A 14,646-nucleotide genomic window follows, 5' to 3' on the forward strand; every position below is an offset into this window, starting at 1 on the left:
CCTGAGGGCCTTGGCCGCCTGAGCACCGTCATGTGTCCGCCGCTCCGCTAAACACGGGGGCTGCGCGGCGGACACGCCGACGTCAACGCAATGCCACGCCATTTTGCAGAACTTGACGCACACAACTGGTTCCTCGCCCCCACGAAGTGGGGGAGAGGTGGCCGCGAAGGCCGGAGAGGGGCGGTCCGACTGGCCTCACCGGCTGGGCTTCAGCAGCGTCCAGATCCAGCCGATGAATGTGAGCACCAGGAAGGGATATCCGGCAGCGGGCAGCGGCGTCGAGGTCGGCAGCAAAGGCGCACCCCACAGGATCAGGCCCACTGAGACGACAAACAGCACAGCCGCCACGACAGCGGTAAGCCGCATCCACAGCGCGAAGGTTTTCGGCGCGCTGACCATGACCAGCGCCGCCGCCCAAAGCGAGATACCGCCGACATAGGAGGGCACGCTGGCCTCAAGCCCGGCCGCATTGCCGGAGAGCAGCAGGCTTTCGCCGGCGAGAAAGGTCAAAAATCCAGCCGCCACCCAGTCATTGCCCTGCCGCTGATACTTCATCGTCAGCAGCGCGGTCGCCACCACGAGCGCCACGCCGTCGATCGTCCAGAGCGTTTCGCGGAGTGGCGCGCTCTCGACGAAGGTGCCGGCGAGACCCAGAGCGCCGCCGATGGCGAGGCCGATCGCGGCAATGGTGTCCAAGGTGGAACGCATTGATGTCTCCCCAAGCCGACGCGAGGATACTTCGGGATGGGGCATTCTCCAATGATGGTCCGCTGTCCTGAAGGGTCGCAATGGCCGGCGCGTATCCAGCTTGCTGACCTGTCGCACTCTTCTGCCCAATCTCCACCATGCTCCACCATCCAGCTTCAGCGCCGCGCTGGCGGGGGCCCACTGCTTCCGGCAGCTCCCCCGCTTTCGAAGCCTGCCATCGATTCACTGGATCGATGGCTTGGCGCGCTGTGCGCGCCAACCGGCTTCTCAATCCCCCATCTTCAGCGCCTGGATAAACGCCTCCTGCGGGATGTCCACCTTGCCGAACTGCCGCATCCGCTTCTTGCCCTCTTTCTGCTTGTCGAGCAGCTTGCGTTTGCGTGAGACGTCGCCGCCGTAGCACTTGGCGGTGACATCCTTGCGCAGCGCCGAGATGGTCTCGCGGGCGATGACCTTGCCGCCGATCGCCGCCTGGATCGGGATCTTGAACAGATGATGCGGGATCAGCTCCTTCAGCTTCTCGCACATCTGGCGGCCGCGCTTTTCCGCCGCCGTGCGGTGGACCAGCATCGACAGCGCATCGACCGGCTCTTCGTTGACCAGGATCGACATCTTGACCAGGTCGCCTTCCTTGTAGTCGGTCAAATGATAGTCGAACGAGGCGTAGCCCTTGGAGATCGACTTCAGCCGGTCGTAGAAGTCGAAGACCACCTCGTTGAGCGGCAGGTCGTAGATCAGCATCGCGCGTTTGCCGACATAGGAGAGGTCGGCCTGAATGCCGCGCCGGTCCTGGCAGAGCTTCAGGATGCCGCCGAGATAGTCGTCGGGGGTGAGGATGGTGGCGCGGATCCACGGCTCCTCGATGGCCGAGATCTTGACCACGTCGGGCATGTCGGCCGGGTTGTGCAGTTCCTTGACCGTGCCGTCGTTCAACAGCAGGCGGTAGACGACGCTGGGCGCGGTGGCGATGAGGTCGAGATTGAACTCGCGCTCCAGCCGCTCCTGGATGATTTCGAGATGCAGCAGGCCGAGGAAGCCGCAGCGATAGCCGAAGCCGAGCGCGGCGCTGGTTTCCATTTCAAAGGAGAAGGACGCGTCATTGAGGCGCAGCTTGCCGACAGCGGCGCGCAGATCCTCGAAATCGGCGGCGTCGACCGGGAACAGGCCGCAGAACACCACCGGCTGCGCCGGCTTGAAGCCGGGCAGGGCCTGTGCCGTCGGGCGCCTGTCCTCGGTGATGGTGTCGCCGACGCGGGTGTCGGCAACCTCCTTGATCGAGCCGGTGAAGAAACCGAACTCGCCGGGGCCGAGCTCGTCGACATTGATGCGGGCGGGCGTAAAGACGCCGGTGCGCTCGACCAGGTACCGGGCGCCGGTGCCCATCATGCGGATGGTCTGGCCCTTCTTCAGTACGCCGTCGATGATGCGGACCAGCACGATGACGCCGAGATAGGCATCGTACCAGGAGTCGACCAGCATCGCCTTCAGCGGGGCCGCGATGTCGCCCTCGCGCGGCGGCGGCAGATCGTTGACGATCGCTTCCAGCACGTCGGGAATGCCGAGGCCGGTCTTGGCCGAGATCAGTACGGCGTTGGAGGCGTCGATGCCGATCACCTCCTCGACCTGTTCGCGGATGCGCTCGGGCTCGGCGGCGGGCAGGTCGACCTTGTTCAGCACCACGACGATTTCGTGGTTGTTGTCGATCGCCTGGTAGACATTGGCCAGCGTCTGCGCCTCGACGCCTTGCGAGGCGTCGACGACCAGCAGCGAACCTTCGCAGGCGGCGAGCGAGCGCGACACTTCATAGGCGAAGTCGACATGGCCGGGCGTGTCGATCAGGTTGAGGACATAGTCCTGTCCATTGTTGGCGCGGTATTTCAGCCGCACCGTCTGCGCCTTGATGGTGATGCCGCGCTCGCGCTCGATGTCCATCGAGTCCAGCACCTGCTCCTTCATGTCGCGCAGCTCCAGCCCGCCGGTCGACTGGATCAGCCGGTCGGCAAGCGTGGATTTGCCATGGTCGATATGGGCAACGATGGAGAAGTTGCGGATGTTCTTGATCGGCGTGGTCATGCGGCGCGCTTTAGCAGGGGCACGGTACATCGGCAAGCGGCGGGACGCGGGTGCGGCGGCGGGGCGGCAAAGTCGTTAAACTTTGATCCATGAGATTAGAGCATAGTTTGCGCCCGGCGTGGTAGCCCACCGGTCTATCGCCGTTTCGGGGGGATCGGAATGCCGCCGTCAGCACGCAAATTTCTCAGATCGGTGAGCGGCTCGTTCGCGCCATTGCTCGCCATCTTGCTTATCCCGATGGTTGCCGCATTGGGTTTTTCCATCGACTATACCTCCGCGGTTTCAACCAGGGCATCGATGCAGAACGCCCTCGATGCAGCGTCGCTGTCGATCACGACGCTTGCGACGACCACGACGTTGGCGGACCGCCAGGTAAGCCTGCAGGACTCATATCTGGCCAATGGCGGGCAAGGCACGGCCAAGCTCGACAGCTTCGTCGTCGCCACCGACGGCGCCGCCAGCATCAAGGCTTCGGCCGGTTTTGCCATGCCGACGAATTTCATGCAGATCGCCAGGATCAACACGGTGCAGGTCGGCGTTGCGTCGGCAGTGACAAAGCGGCCGGCATTGGTGGAGGCCACGTTCAAGGTCGACAAGATCTCTGGCTGGTGGGACAAGACGGTGACGCTCTACGGCACCAAATTCGGGGACACGGTGGCCAACAAGCTGATGAGGATCTCCTACGCGTACAACAGGTTTGGCGATCCCAAAGGCTACGGGACGTCCTCTGTTTACACGATCAACGGAACGACGGAGACGCTGGTCCAGAAACAAGTATGCACGACCGTCACGGTGACCAGCTTCTATGGCTTGCCCACCGGCACAATCACTCAGATCAGCGGCACCAGGAAATACGCAACCACCTGCGTCAACACGATGTATCCCGCGACCGGCGCCGGTGCGGTGATCGATGTGAAGGACATGGATAACCTGTCTCTGGAGATGAAGATTCCGAATCCCAATCCTGGTCTTGGCGGCGGCTATCTGGCGTCGGGCACGAAAGACACCCTGCGATCGGACGATCCGGCCACGTCCGACCGATTGTTCATCGACAAGGTCAAGACGCTGGCCAATACGACTGTCGACATCTTTGAGGCCGTGCCGTGCGGCATCACCAGCAGTCAAGCGTGGGAAGATGGCGGATCACTTACCAACAACACCATAGATGATGCCGATTTTTCCTATTTTGTGGCCGGCAAGTGCGCGTTCAACAAGCGGCCTTCGGAAACCGTGCTCACACAATAGGGGCGACTTGAGTGCCTACCTCCCCCTTGTGGGTCCTCAAGGGGGAGATCGGACATCGCCTCGGCTCTCGCCAATGCTCTAGGAACTCGGACTTCTCCTCAATCACGAAGCGGTGATGCTGTAACGAAGCGTGCGTCGGCGGCCAAGTGTGGACATGACACGATGTCTGCGCAGGAGAAATGCGATGCCCGGATCGACAGCGAAACGCAGCACAGCCCTGATGGGGCTCGCCGCGGCACTGTTTTCCGCGACTGTGCTGTCGGCAACCAGCGCGGCCGCCGGACAGACGCTGACGGTCGTAGAGCTGTTCACCAGCCAGGGCTGCTCGTCCTGTCCGCCGGCCAACGCCAATCTGATCAAGGTCAAGGACCGGCCCGGCGTGCTGGCGCTGTCCTTCAACGTCACCTACTGGGACTATCTCGGCTGGAAGGACACATTCGGCAAAGAAGAATTCACGCAGCGCCAGGTCCGCTATGAACCGTCGCTCGGCCGTTCCGGCCCGTTCACGCCGCAAGTGGTGGTCAACGGCAGGGCCGATGCCGTCGGCGCCAGGCCGGGCGAGATCGAGCAGCTGATTTCGAGTGGCGGCCACGCTGACGGACCTTCGCTGTCGCTCGCCGGCGGGAAGGTCAGCATCGGCGCCGGTCCGGTGCCCGGCGGCAAGGCCGACGTCTGGCTGGTGCGTTACGGCAAGGGCATCGTCGAGGTGCCGGTGGCGCGCGGCGAAAACACCGGCCGCACGCTGCCGCACGCCAATGTCGTGCATTCGCTGACCAGGCTGGGCAGTTGGACCGGCGACGCCACCGCACTGCCGCTGCCGGCGGCGACGGGCGGCCTCAGCACAGCGGTGCTGGTGCAGGTGCCGGGCGGCGGGCCGATCCTTGCTGCCGCTACCAACTAGAAACCCTGCCGAAATTTTCACAACGCGCAGCGGCGCCGCCGCATGCGATCAACCCTGCCAGAACCCTAGGAGATCATCATGACCAATCGTTTGACCAATCGCCCGACCCTGGCGGCACTCGCCTTCGCACTTTGCTCGACGGCGCTGTTCGCAGGAGGCGCGGCGCGGGCCGAAGATGCGATGAAGCCGGCCATGGCGACAAACGCCATGAAGCCGGCAACGGATGCCATGAAGCCGGCCGGCGCCGTGGCCGCTGACGCGATGGCCACGACCGCGATGAGGGCGGGCGATCCGATGAAGGCCGACTGCATGAACAAGGCCCCCGCCGAGACGGACGCCATGAAGAAAGCCGAAGCGACCAAGGCCTGCGATGCCATGGCTCCGACCAAATAGGCGATGCGCACAGCAATGTGAGAGCCCGGCGGACCTATCCGTCGTATAATCCAAACCAGCATCATGGGAGATCAGACATGACCGGAGCCGTGAAACGATCGTCGATTTTCGCAAAAGCAGCACTTGCCGCGCTCATCCTCACGGCCGCCGCGGCCGTATTCTGGCAGACGCCGGCAGTCTCGGCCGAAGACGCGGTGGTGATCCCGCCGCCGGCAATGGACGAGAAGGCCACCGCCGGCACCGAAAAGGCGGTCTTCGCCGGCGGCTGCTTCTGGGGTGTGCAAGGCGTGTTCCAGCACATCAAGGGCGTCACCAGCGCCGTTTCCGGCTATGCCGGCGGCGACCAGGACACGGCCGTCTATGAAATGGTCGGCACCAGCCGGACGGGCCATGCCGAATCCGTCGAGATCACCTACGAGCCGTCCAAGGTGACCTACGGCCAGCTGCTGCAGGTGTATTTCTCGGTGGCGCACAACCCGACGCAACTGAACTACCAGGGCCCGGACACGGGCACCCAGTACCGTTCGACGATCTTTGCCGAAAACGACGCACAGAAAAAGATCGCCGAAAGCTACATCGCCCAGCTCGACAAGGCCAAGGTGTTTCCCAAGCCGATCGTGACGACGCTGGAGACCGGCAAGACCTTCTATCCGGCCGAGGACTATCACCAGGATTTCCTGACGCTCAACCCGACCTATCCCTATATCGTCTACAACGATTTGCCCAAGGTCGAGAACCTGAAGCGGCTGTTCCCCAACCTCTACCGCGAAAAGCCGGTGCTGGTGCTGGCCGCTAACAAGAGCTGAGCTTTTGCAGGGCCTGCTGATCTCCCCCCTTGAGGGGGAGATGGCCGGCAGGCCAGAGGGGGTCGGTTCGGTTGGCGCGACGCGGTCCGGCATATCGAGGAAGACGAAGTTGGCACTCCACGCGCGGCGACCCCCTCTGTCGCTTTCAGCGACATCTCCCCCTCAAGAGGGGAGATCAGCAGGCCCCGCGCTTCGCACTACTCCCCCTTTTTCCAGGGCAGGCTCCATCGCACCTTCTCCAGCGTCGCCTTTGCCTCGGCCGAGTCCGGGTCGGGTTCTGTCTCGCGATAAAGCGCCGAGCCCTCAGGCGGGTAGGCAAGTGTGTTGTTGAGGGCGAATTTGTCGATCTGGCTGAAGTCGGGGAAAGGCAGGTTTTGCGCCTCGCGCCAAGCGCTGACCCTTTTCTCCGCGGCGATGCGTTTTTCGTCGTCGACCGGAAGGTCGGTGGCTCTGTATTCCAGTGACGAAGGGAAGGCGAACTGCGCGCCGGCATCATCCATGATGTTGATCATGGACAGCAGGATGTCCTCGCGGATGGCTTGGAACTCGGCCACGTCGGCGGTTTTGACGTAGGTGAACACGTCGATGTCGAGCGAATAGGCGCCGAAGCCGGCAAAGCGCACGCGGCACGGCTCATCGATGACGCGCGGATGGGCAATCAGCAGCTTGCGCAGCTCGGCCAGGACGTAACGTAGCTGATCGGGCGTCGTTTCGTAGCGCAGCTGCAGCGTCGTCGCGAACCGGGTGCGGTCGCGATGCGCGTAGTTCTCGATCTGCATGCCGGCGAAATCCGAGTTTGGCACCGAGATGATCGTGCGGTCGAGCGACCGGATGCGCGTCGAGCGCATGCCGATATGCTCGATCGTGCCGGACTGGTCGCCGAACTTGCAGAAGTCGCCGACGCTGACCGGCCGATCGGCATAGAGCGTCAGGCCGGAGAGGAAGTTCTGCAGCGTCGGCTGCGCGGCCAGCGCCACCGCCAGACCGCCGATGCCGAGACCGGCAATGACGCCTTCGTAGGGGATGGCGAGCACTTCGGCCAGCAGCAGGAAGGCGACGACCAGCACGGTGACGCGCGCCACGCCGGTGGACAGCGAAATCAGCGTGTCGTGATAGCCGGGCACCTGCCACAGTCCACGGTAATGGTCGGCGACCTTGCCGATCAGGTGCCAGACCACCGGCACGGCGCCAATCACGACCAGGCTCCACGCGATTGCCTTGACCGGGGCGGCGACCACTTGCGGCAGACCGAGCGGGCGCAGCGTCAACAGCAGGAAGAAGCCAAGCACGATCGAGCGCACCGCCCATTCGACAATGCGGAAGAAGGCCGGGCTGTCCGTCCTTCGCACAAACAAGGAAATCAGCGCATTGGCGATGAAGCCGAAGACGATGCCGGCCAGTGCGGCAAGGCCGAGCATCGACCATTGCCAGCGCTCCATCGGGCCGGCGCGGGTAAGCAGGCCGGGGCTGATCTCGCGGGCGAGGCCACGGGCGATGAAGAACGGGTCGGCGCTGGCGAAAGCGGCGAATTCCGGCGCCACCGGCACGTCTTCGACATCGGCGTAGAGCGCGCGGATGTGGGCGAGCGTCTCGGGCGTGAACTGCCAGATCTTGCCCTTCTCAGTCTCGACCGGGCCGATGACGATGTTGCCGGCGGGATGCTCGAAATAGACGAAGGGGGTGTTGCTCTTCGGATCGTCGGGGATCTCCTGCCAATCGACGTAGCCGATGCGGTCGATGACCTTTTTGAGATAGCGCTCGAGCAGGAACGCCTCGTCGCCACGCACCGCCTGACTGTAGTTGCGCAGGTCGAGTGCCGCCTGGGCCGGGTCGCCGGCTTCGGTGAGGCCGCTCAACAGAACCTTGAACGTGTCGCGCGGCGAGGCGAGCCTGCTCGGATCGTCGACCATGTCGACGGCTTCGCCACGCGCTTCCTGGAATTCGGCGAGCTTTGCCTGGAGCTGGCCAAGTGGCGGCCCGACGATGAACCAGTCGCCATTCTTGCGACGAAAAGTGACGTCGAAGGAGATCCTGGTGCCGTATTGCGGCAGCGTCGATGTCACCTCGTCTCCGGAAATCGCATCATGCGGCAGGCTCCACAGACGGAACGTCGCGTTGTCGATGACGGTGAACAGAAGCTTGGTGTAATCGGGCATGTTGAGGCCGCCGCGGTCGGCCTCGGTGACGTCGACGAGACCCGCTGCCAGACCGGCAAGACCCATGCCGCCACCGGTGGCGCGCGGCACATTGTCGGCGCCGCTCTCGTTCATCGTCTGCAGGAACGAGCGCATGGTGCTCATCGGGCTCGACTGGTCGACACGGACGTCCTCGACGGCGCTGACGCGCACACCTGTCCACCATTCGGCGGTGGCGGCATCGAAGCGGCCCATGAAGCTGCCGCCGTCAGGCGATTGGACGAAGGTGAAGGCGCCCTGGCGGTCGCCTTCGAACCAGTGGCCGACAAGCTTGTCGCCTTCGGCCTTGGCCTCGATACGGCCGTTATAAAGCGGGTACACGCCGTTTACGTCAGTGCCCGTCTGCTCGAACTTGATCTGGGCGCCGCCGCCGCGCCACTTCGTGTCCCACACGCCCGTCCAGTTGGCCGCGTCCTGGGCATGCGCCTGCGGCATGGCCGGCAGCAGGCCGGCAAGCGCGAGTGCGCCGATCAGCGCGACCGTCCGGATCAGCAAAAGCAGCAGCCGATCCTGTCCTGCCGCAAAAAAGGGGTTCATTCTGTTGCCCTTCTTCTTGCCGGTGATTCTGCTGGTCCGGCCAGAGAAGGTTATTCCGCTTGAAGATGAATATTCTGTTTCAGGCTGCGACTGCTATGCCGGTCAGTCATAGGTCAGATCCGTCGCCTTGCCGGCGAACACCCGGTAGGCAAAGAACGAATAGAAGATGATGATCGGCAGCACGACGACCGTCCCGACCAGGATGACGGCCAGGCTTTCGGGTGCCGAAGCAGCCTGCCAGATGGTCAGCCGGTCGGGCACCACGAAGGGGTAGAACGACCAGGCGAGGCCGGCAAAGCCGAGCGTGAAGATCGCGGCCAATGTCAGGAACGGGAGCAGCGCGTGGCGGTCGCCGGGTTTCGGCAGATGGAAGGTCTGGCGCCACAGCCACAGGAACAGCACTGCCGACAGGATCGGCAGCGGCGACAAATAGAGCATGGCCGGCCAGACGAACCATTTGTCGAAGATGCGCGCGCTGGCAAAGGGCGTGGCCAGCGATACCGCGACCATGCCGAGCGCGGTCAGCACCAGCGCCGTCCGCAGCCACAGCACCGCCTTCTTCTGCAGATCGCCTTCGGTCTTATAGATGACCCAGGCCGCGCCTATCGCCGCGTAGGCCGCGGCAAGGCAGAGCGCCACCAGCGCGCCGAAAGCGACGCCGCCGGGGCCGACGTCGAGGCCGAGCACATAGACGCCGAGCATATAACCTTGCGCCAGCGACGCGACGACCGAGCCGAGGAAAAAGATGCGGTTCCAGCGGTGCTTCCTGCCGGCCGGCACCTTGGCGCGGAAATCGAAGGCGACGCCGCGCAGGATCAAGCCGACCAGCAGCACGAAGACAGGAATATAGAGCGCCGTCAGAATGGTGCCGTGCGCCAATGGAAAGGCGACCAGCAGCAGGCCGACCGCCAGCACCAGCCAGGTCTCGTTAGCGTCCCAGAACGGGCCGATGGCGGCGATCATCGTATCCTGTTCGGTGTCTTCGGCTGCGGCGAACAGGATGCCGATGCCGAGATCGAAGCCGTCGAGGATGACGTAGATCAGGATGGCGAGGCCCATCAGGCCGGCGAAGATCAGAGGCAGCAGGGTCGGCCAGTCGAAGCTCATGATGTTTCTCCCGGTTGCGCAACCGGCTGCGACAGCGGCCTGTTCATGACGCCCGGCAGCGGCGAGGTGTCACCATCCTTCGCCGCCTTCAATGCCAGATGCACCAACACGCCGAGATAGGCGATCAAGAGCAGCACGTAGAGGATGAGATAGACCGCGAGCGACAGCGCGACATGGCTGCCGGCGACCGGCCCGACAGCATCGGCGGTACGCAGCACGCCGGTGACCAGCCAGGGCTGGCGGCCGATCTCGGTGGTGTACCAGCCGGCCAGCGTCGCCAGCCAGCCGGACAGCGCCATCGGCACCATGACAAGCGCCAGCGGCTTGGGCAGGCCGTGGCGGCGCTTGAGGAAGAAGGCCGCCGACCAGGAGACGGCGAGCATCAGGAGGCCGGTGCCGACCATGATGCGAAAGCCCCAGAACACCGGAAATACCGGGGGATGGTTGCCGGCATAATCGTTCAGCCCCGGTACGATGCCGCCGGCGCTGTGCCTGAGGATGAGGCTGGCGCCGTCGGGAATGGTGAGCTCGAACCTGTTCTCCTTGGCCGCTTCATCGGGAAGCGCAAACAGCACCAGCGGCACGTTGGGACCGGTGTTCCAGTTGGCTTCCATGGCCGCGATCTTCTGCGGCTGGTGTTCCAGCGTGTTGAGGCCGTGCTGGTCGCCGGCAAAGATCTGGATGGGAATCAGGATAGCGGCGGTGAAGACGCCGGTGCGCAAGGCCTTCCACATCGATTCCGAGCGATCGCCGTAGAGATAGCGCAGCGCCGACAGGCCGGCGATCAGGAACGAGACGGTCAGCCCCGAAGCAAGCAGCATATGGACGAGCCGGTAGGGCATGGACGGATTGAAGACAACGGCCCACCAGTCGGTGGCATGCGCAACACCATCGCGCATCTCGAAACCGGCCGGTGTCTGCATCCACGAATTGAGCGCGATGATCCAGAAGGCGGACAAGGTGGTGCCGCCGGCCACCAGCACCGTCGCCAGTGTATGGACACGGTTCGAGACGCGGCGGAAGCCGAACAGCATGATGCCGAGGAACGCCGCCTCGAGGAAGAAGGCGGTCAGGATTTCGTAGGCCAGCAGCGGGCCGGCAATGTTGCCGACCGTCTCCATATAGCCCGGCCAGTTAGTGCCGAACTGAAAACTCATGGTGACGCCGGAAACTACGCCCATGGCGAAGGACAGCGCGAATACCTTAACCCAGGTGAAATAAGCGCGCATCCAGGCGGAATCGTTTGTCGCGTTGTAGCGGAGCTTGAAGAACAGCAGCACCCAGCCGAGCGCGATGGTGATCGCCGGGAACAGGATGTGGAACGAGATGTTCGCGCCGAACTGTATGCGCGACAGGATGAGCGGGTCCATGGCGGCTCCGGCTGCTGCTTGTTTGTTGAAGGATAGGCTTGATGCACCGGACGGTCAAAGCGGCGTCCCGCCGCGAGGCGGAACGCCGCAGTGCGGTTAGTCTACTGTTGCGTGGAATTTGGCTGGACGACCGGGCAGGTGTTGCCTATTCCGGCGAACCTCGATGTCCAGAACTGTCAGAAGCGCCATTGACATCCGGATTTGCGAACCGACATTCAGCGGATTAAACCAACAACTCTGTTTCAAGCAGTCGTTTTCAGCCATGCAGCCTATCATCTCGATTTCCGGGGTCTCCAAGACCTACGCCACCGGCTTCAAGGCGCTGAAGGAGATCAGTCTCGACATCGTGCGCGGCGAGATCTTTGCGCTGCTCGGGCCGAATGGCGCCGGCAAGACAACGCTGATCTCGATCGTCTGCGGCATCGTCAACCGCTCGTCGGGTTCCGTCACCGTCGACGGCCATGACATCAACCGCGACTACCGCGCCGCGCGCAGTCTGATCGGGCTGGTGCCGCAGGAACTGACCATCGACGCCTTCGAGAGCGTGTGGGCGACGGTTAACTACAGCCGCGGCCTGTTCGGCAAGCCGGCGGACAAGGCGTTCGTCGAAAAAGTGCTGCGCGACCTGTCGCTCTGGGACAAGAAGGACGCCAAGGCGATCACGCTGTCCGGCGGCATGAAGCGCCGGCTGATGATTGCCAAGGCGCTGTCGCACGAGCCGCGCATCCTGTTCCTCGACGAACCGACGGCAGGCGTCGATGTCGAGCTGCGCCAGGACATGTGGGCGATGGTGCGCCGGCTGCGCGAAGACGGCGTCACCATCATCCTGACCACGCATTACATCGAAGAAGCCGAGGCGATGGCCGACCGCGTCGGCGTCATCAACCGCGGCGAGATCGTGCTGGTGGAGGACAAGGCCGAGCTGATGCGCAAGCTTGGCCGCAAACGGCTTGTGCTGGAACTGCGCAGTCCCCTGGCCACCGTTCCCGATGCTTTTTCGCACTACGCGCTGGAGCTTTCGCCGGATGGCGGACAGCTGACCTATACTTATGACAACCAGAGCGAACGGCCGGGCGTCGCCTCGCTGATCCGCGAGCTCGAGGCGGCCGGCATCCAGTTCCGCGACATCGATACGGAAAACAGCTCGCTCGAGGAGATCTTCGTCAACCTGGTGAGGAAACCGGCATGAACCCGCGCGCGGCCATGAATCTTCATGCGGTATGGGCGATCTATCGGGTGGAGATGGCGCGCGCCCTTCGCACTGTGCTGCAGAGCATCGTTTCGCCGGTGATTTCGACGTCGCTCTATTTCGTCGTCTTCGGTTCGGCCATCGGCTCGCGCATCACCGAGATCGACGGCATCAGCTACGGCGCCTTCATCGTACCGGGGCTGATCATGCTGTCGCTGCTGACGCAATCGATCTCCAACGCCTCTTTCGCCATCTATTTTCCGAAATTCGTCGGCTCGATCTACGAATTGCTGTCCGCGCCGGTGTCCTATCTGGAGATCGTCATCGCCTATGTCGGGGGCGCGGCGACAAAGTCGATCGTGCTTGGCCTGATCATCCTGGCGACGGCCTCGCTGTTCGTGCCGCTGACGATCGAGCATCCGTTCTGGATGCTCGCCTTCCTGGTGCTGACGGCGGTGACCTTCAGCCTGTTCGGCTTTATCATCGGCATCTGGGCGAAGAGCTTCGAGCAGCTGCAGCTGGTGCCGCTGCTGATCATCACGCCGCTGACCTTCCTCGGCGGCAGCTTCTATTCGATCAACATGCTGCCCGGCATCTGGCGCACGGTGACGCTGTTCAACCCGGTGGTCTACCTGGTCAGTGGGTTCCGCTGGAGCTTCTACGGCAAGTCCGACGTTTCGGTCGGCGTCAGCCTCGGCATGACGGTGGTCTTCCTGCTCATCTGCATAACGATCGTCGCCTGGATCTTCAGGACCGGCTACCGGCTGCGCAACTGATCGAACGGGCCTCGTCCAGGCGAAGCAGCCTGACCGATCGACCTTTCCTTGCCGAAGGCGATAGGCCTGCGCCCGATGCCTGGAGCCCGCGCTTGAATGCCTCGATCTTGCTTTTCATGCATTGTTATATATCATGTTATCGATGTTCATGGGGATGAATTGGCCTATGGAAGACGTCATACGATCGCTTGGCTTCCTGTGCCTGGGCAGCAGGCTGAAGCGTATAGGCGAGCAACTGCAAGCGGAGGCGCAGCGCCTGCTCGACAGGCTGGATGTCCCGGTTCAGGCGAGCCAGTACCCGCTGCTGGCCGCGCTCGACAGGCTGGGTCCGCTGTCGGTCGGGGAACTGGCGCAATCCCTTGGCATCGCGCAGCCAGGCGTAACGCGAAGCGTCTCGCTTCTGGCCGAATTGGGACTGCTCGAGGTCAGTCCGTCGACCGATGACCAGCGGCGCAGGATCGTCTCGCTTACTCGGGACGGCCGGCGGCTGGTCGATGTCGCAAAGCGCGACGTCTGGCCTTGCATCGAGAACGTGGTCGCGGATTTGTGCGCAGGTTTTTCGGGGCCGCTTCTTGAGCAGCTGGCTGCCATCGAGGACGGCCTCGCCGCTGCCCCTCTCGACCGTCGTGTAAATAAGCCTCAGGGTGCCGCGCAATGAGACATCTGCTCGACCGCCCTATCTGGAGCGCGCTTCAGACGCGACATCGGGCCTTCGCGGAGGGTGACAACCTCGCCATGCGATATCGGCCGTCGATCGTCCCTTTCGCCGCCACTGGCGCGGACGACCCGGAAAGCCTGCGGGCGCTCGAAAACCTTGTCTCCCCGGGCGAGAGTGTGATCCTGCTTCAAGCGGACGCGATTGCTCTGCCCACCGGGCTTTCCGCGACTTCGACCGCAGCCGGGGTTCAGATGATCGCCGAGCAGCCATTGCAGATCGTCTCCGACCCGCGCGTGCATCGTCTGACCCGAGACGATGCTGCTGAGATGCTCGCCCTGGCATTGCTCACCAAGCCTGGCCCATTCACGCTCGAAGCCTTGAGCCTGGGCGATTTTTGGGGTGTGAAAATCGAGGGCAGGCTTGCGGCAATGGCCGGCGAGCGCATGAAGCAACCTGGCTATTCCGAACTCAGCGGGGTGTGCTCACATCCGGAATTTCGCGGCGGTGGCCTAGGAAAGCTGCTGTCCCTATTCGTGGCAAACCGGATAGTGGCGCGCCGCGAAGTTCCCTATCTCCACGCCTATGCCAGCAACGCCGCGGCCATAGCGTTATACGAGTCCATCGGCTTCAGGTTGCGAAGCACAATGAATGTGGCCGTGGTTCAGCGCAGCGAATGATTAGTCGGCGC

General features: G+C 63.3%; 13 protein-coding genes. 8 read left to right on the forward strand and 5 right to left on the reverse strand.

Annotated elements, in window-relative coordinates; genetic code table 11:
- Positions 1 to 195: 195 nt before the first annotated feature.
- Together NKH59_RS29555 and lepA are read right to left on the reverse strand one after the other, a co-directional pair.
- Complete coding sequence (locus NKH59_RS29555; protein ID WP_352451834.1) at positions 196 to 708, reverse strand: hypothetical protein; 513 nt, start codon at positions 706 to 708, stop codon at positions 196 to 198.
- A 267-nt stretch (positions 709 to 975) separates the two neighbouring features.
- Complete coding sequence (lepA, locus tag NKH59_RS29560; RefSeq protein WP_353023890.1) at positions 976 to 2,781, reverse strand: translation elongation factor 4; 1,806 nt, start codon at positions 2,779 to 2,781, stop codon at positions 976 to 978.
- A gap of 159 nt (positions 2,782 to 2,940) precedes the next feature.
- On the opposite strand from lepA, the gene NKH59_RS29565 reads away from it, so the two are divergent.
- From NKH59_RS29565 to msrA, 4 genes are all read left to right on the forward strand, one after another.
- Complete coding sequence (locus NKH59_RS29565; protein WP_353023892.1) at positions 2,941 to 4,026, forward strand: TadE/TadG family type IV pilus assembly protein; 1,086 nt, start codon at positions 2,941 to 2,943, stop codon at positions 4,024 to 4,026.
- 184 nt (positions 4,027 to 4,210) lie between these two features.
- Complete coding sequence (locus tag NKH59_RS29570; protein WP_502908724.1) at positions 4,211 to 4,927, forward strand: DUF1223 domain-containing protein; 717 nt, start codon at positions 4,211 to 4,213, stop codon at positions 4,925 to 4,927.
- Positions 4,928 to 5,005: 78 nt separating this feature from the next.
- Positions 5,006 to 5,320 carry a hypothetical protein gene (locus NKH59_RS29575; RefSeq protein ID WP_353023894.1) on the forward strand — a complete coding sequence of 105 codons (315 nt, stop codon included), beginning with the start codon at positions 5,006 to 5,008 and terminating at the stop codon, positions 5,318 to 5,320.
- A 77-nt stretch (positions 5,321 to 5,397) separates the two neighbouring features.
- Positions 5,398 to 6,126, forward strand: coding sequence for a peptide-methionine (S)-S-oxide reductase MsrA (gene msrA, locus NKH59_RS29580; protein WP_352684047.1), 729 nt, complete (start codon positions 5,398 to 5,400; stop codon positions 6,124 to 6,126).
- A 197-nt stretch (positions 6,127 to 6,323) separates the two neighbouring features.
- On the opposite strand, the gene NKH59_RS29585 is transcribed toward msrA, so the two are convergent.
- The 3 genes from NKH59_RS29585 to NKH59_RS29595 form a co-directional block, all read right to left on the reverse strand.
- On the reverse strand, positions 6,324 to 8,858 hold the full coding sequence (locus tag NKH59_RS29585; RefSeq protein ID WP_353023897.1) for a mechanosensitive ion channel family protein: 2,535 nt from the start codon (positions 8,856 to 8,858) through the stop codon (positions 6,324 to 6,326).
- A gap of 102 nt (positions 8,859 to 8,960) precedes the next feature.
- The gene (locus NKH59_RS29590; RefSeq protein WP_353023899.1) at positions 8,961 to 9,965 is read right to left on the reverse strand and encodes a cytochrome d ubiquinol oxidase subunit II; all 1,005 of its coding nucleotides are present in this window, start codon (positions 9,963 to 9,965) and stop codon (positions 8,961 to 8,963) included.
- Positions 9,962 to 11,335 (reverse strand): cytochrome ubiquinol oxidase subunit I, encoded by a 1,374-nt coding sequence (locus NKH59_RS29595; protein WP_352903329.1) that lies wholly within the window; start codon positions 11,333 to 11,335, stop codon positions 9,962 to 9,964. The genes NKH59_RS29590 and NKH59_RS29595 overlap by 4 nt, the downstream gene beginning before the upstream one ends.
- Positions 11,336 to 11,597: 262 nt before the next feature.
- On the opposite strand from NKH59_RS29595, the gene NKH59_RS29600 reads away from it, so the two are divergent.
- The 4 genes from NKH59_RS29600 to NKH59_RS29615 all read left to right on the forward strand — a co-directional run bounded on the left by NKH59_RS29600 (position 11,598) and on the right by NKH59_RS29615 (position 14,635).
- A complete protein-coding gene (locus NKH59_RS29600) occupies positions 11,598 to 12,524 on the forward strand; it encodes an ABC transporter ATP-binding protein (protein ID WP_353023901.1) in 927 nt (308 codons plus the stop codon).
- 14 nt (positions 12,525 to 12,538) lie between these two features.
- Positions 12,539 to 13,300: an ABC transporter permease gene (locus NKH59_RS29605; protein ID WP_352472853.1), complete on the forward strand. Its 762-nt coding sequence runs from the start codon at positions 12,539 to 12,541 to the stop codon at positions 13,298 to 13,300.
- 166 nt (positions 13,301 to 13,466) lie between these two features.
- Positions 13,467 to 13,958, forward strand: a complete 492-nt coding sequence (locus tag NKH59_RS29610; RefSeq protein WP_352472843.1) for a MarR family winged helix-turn-helix transcriptional regulator — start codon at positions 13,467 to 13,469, stop codon at positions 13,956 to 13,958.
- Positions 13,955 to 14,635, forward strand: a complete 681-nt coding sequence (locus NKH59_RS29615) for a GNAT family N-acetyltransferase (RefSeq protein ID WP_353023903.1) — start codon at positions 13,955 to 13,957, stop codon at positions 14,633 to 14,635. The genes NKH59_RS29610 and NKH59_RS29615 overlap by 4 nt, the downstream gene beginning before the upstream one ends.
- Positions 14,636 to 14,646: the final 11 nt, after the last annotated feature.

The sequence above is a fragment of the Mesorhizobium sp. M0998 genome (genome assembly GCF_040318885.1).
In the GTDB taxonomy this organism is placed as follows: domain Bacteria; phylum Pseudomonadota; class Alphaproteobacteria; order Rhizobiales; family Rhizobiaceae; genus Mesorhizobium.

Coding starts and splice junctions, on each gene's coding strand:
- NKH59_RS29605 (WP_352472853.1), top strand. CDS start 12,539: ATGAATCTTCATGCGGTATGGGCGATCTATCGGGTGGAGATGGCGCGC.
- NKH59_RS29615 (WP_353023903.1), top strand. CDS start 13,955: ATGAGACATCTGCTCGACCGCCCTATCTGGAGCGCGCTTCAGACGCGA.
- NKH59_RS29555 (WP_352451834.1), bottom strand. CDS start 708: ATGCGTTCCACCTTGGACACCATTGCCGCGATCGGCCTCGCCATCGGC.
- NKH59_RS29585 (WP_353023897.1), bottom strand. CDS start 8,858: ATGAACCCCTTTTTTGCGGCAGGACAGGATCGGCTGCTGCTTTTGCTG.
- NKH59_RS29575 (WP_353023894.1), top strand. CDS start 5,006: ATGACCAATCGTTTGACCAATCGCCCGACCCTGGCGGCACTCGCCTTC.
- msrA (WP_352684047.1), top strand. CDS start 5,398: ATGACCGGAGCCGTGAAACGATCGTCGATTTTCGCAAAAGCAGCACTT.
- NKH59_RS29600 (WP_353023901.1), top strand. CDS start 11,598: ATGCAGCCTATCATCTCGATTTCCGGGGTCTCCAAGACCTACGCCACC.
- NKH59_RS29590 (WP_353023899.1), bottom strand. CDS start 9,965: ATGAGCTTCGACTGGCCGACCCTGCTGCCTCTGATCTTCGCCGGCCTG.
- NKH59_RS29595 (WP_352903329.1), bottom strand. CDS start 11,335: ATGGACCCGCTCATCCTGTCGCGCATACAGTTCGGCGCGAACATCTCG.
- NKH59_RS29570 (WP_502908724.1), top strand. CDS start 4,211: ATGCCCGGATCGACAGCGAAACGCAGCACAGCCCTGATGGGGCTCGCC.
- NKH59_RS29610 (WP_352472843.1), top strand. CDS start 13,467: ATGGAAGACGTCATACGATCGCTTGGCTTCCTGTGCCTGGGCAGCAGG.
- NKH59_RS29565 (WP_353023892.1), top strand. CDS start 2,941: ATGCCGCCGTCAGCACGCAAATTTCTCAGATCGGTGAGCGGCTCGTTC.
- lepA (WP_353023890.1), bottom strand. CDS start 2,781: ATGACCACGCCGATCAAGAACATCCGCAACTTCTCCATCGTTGCCCAT.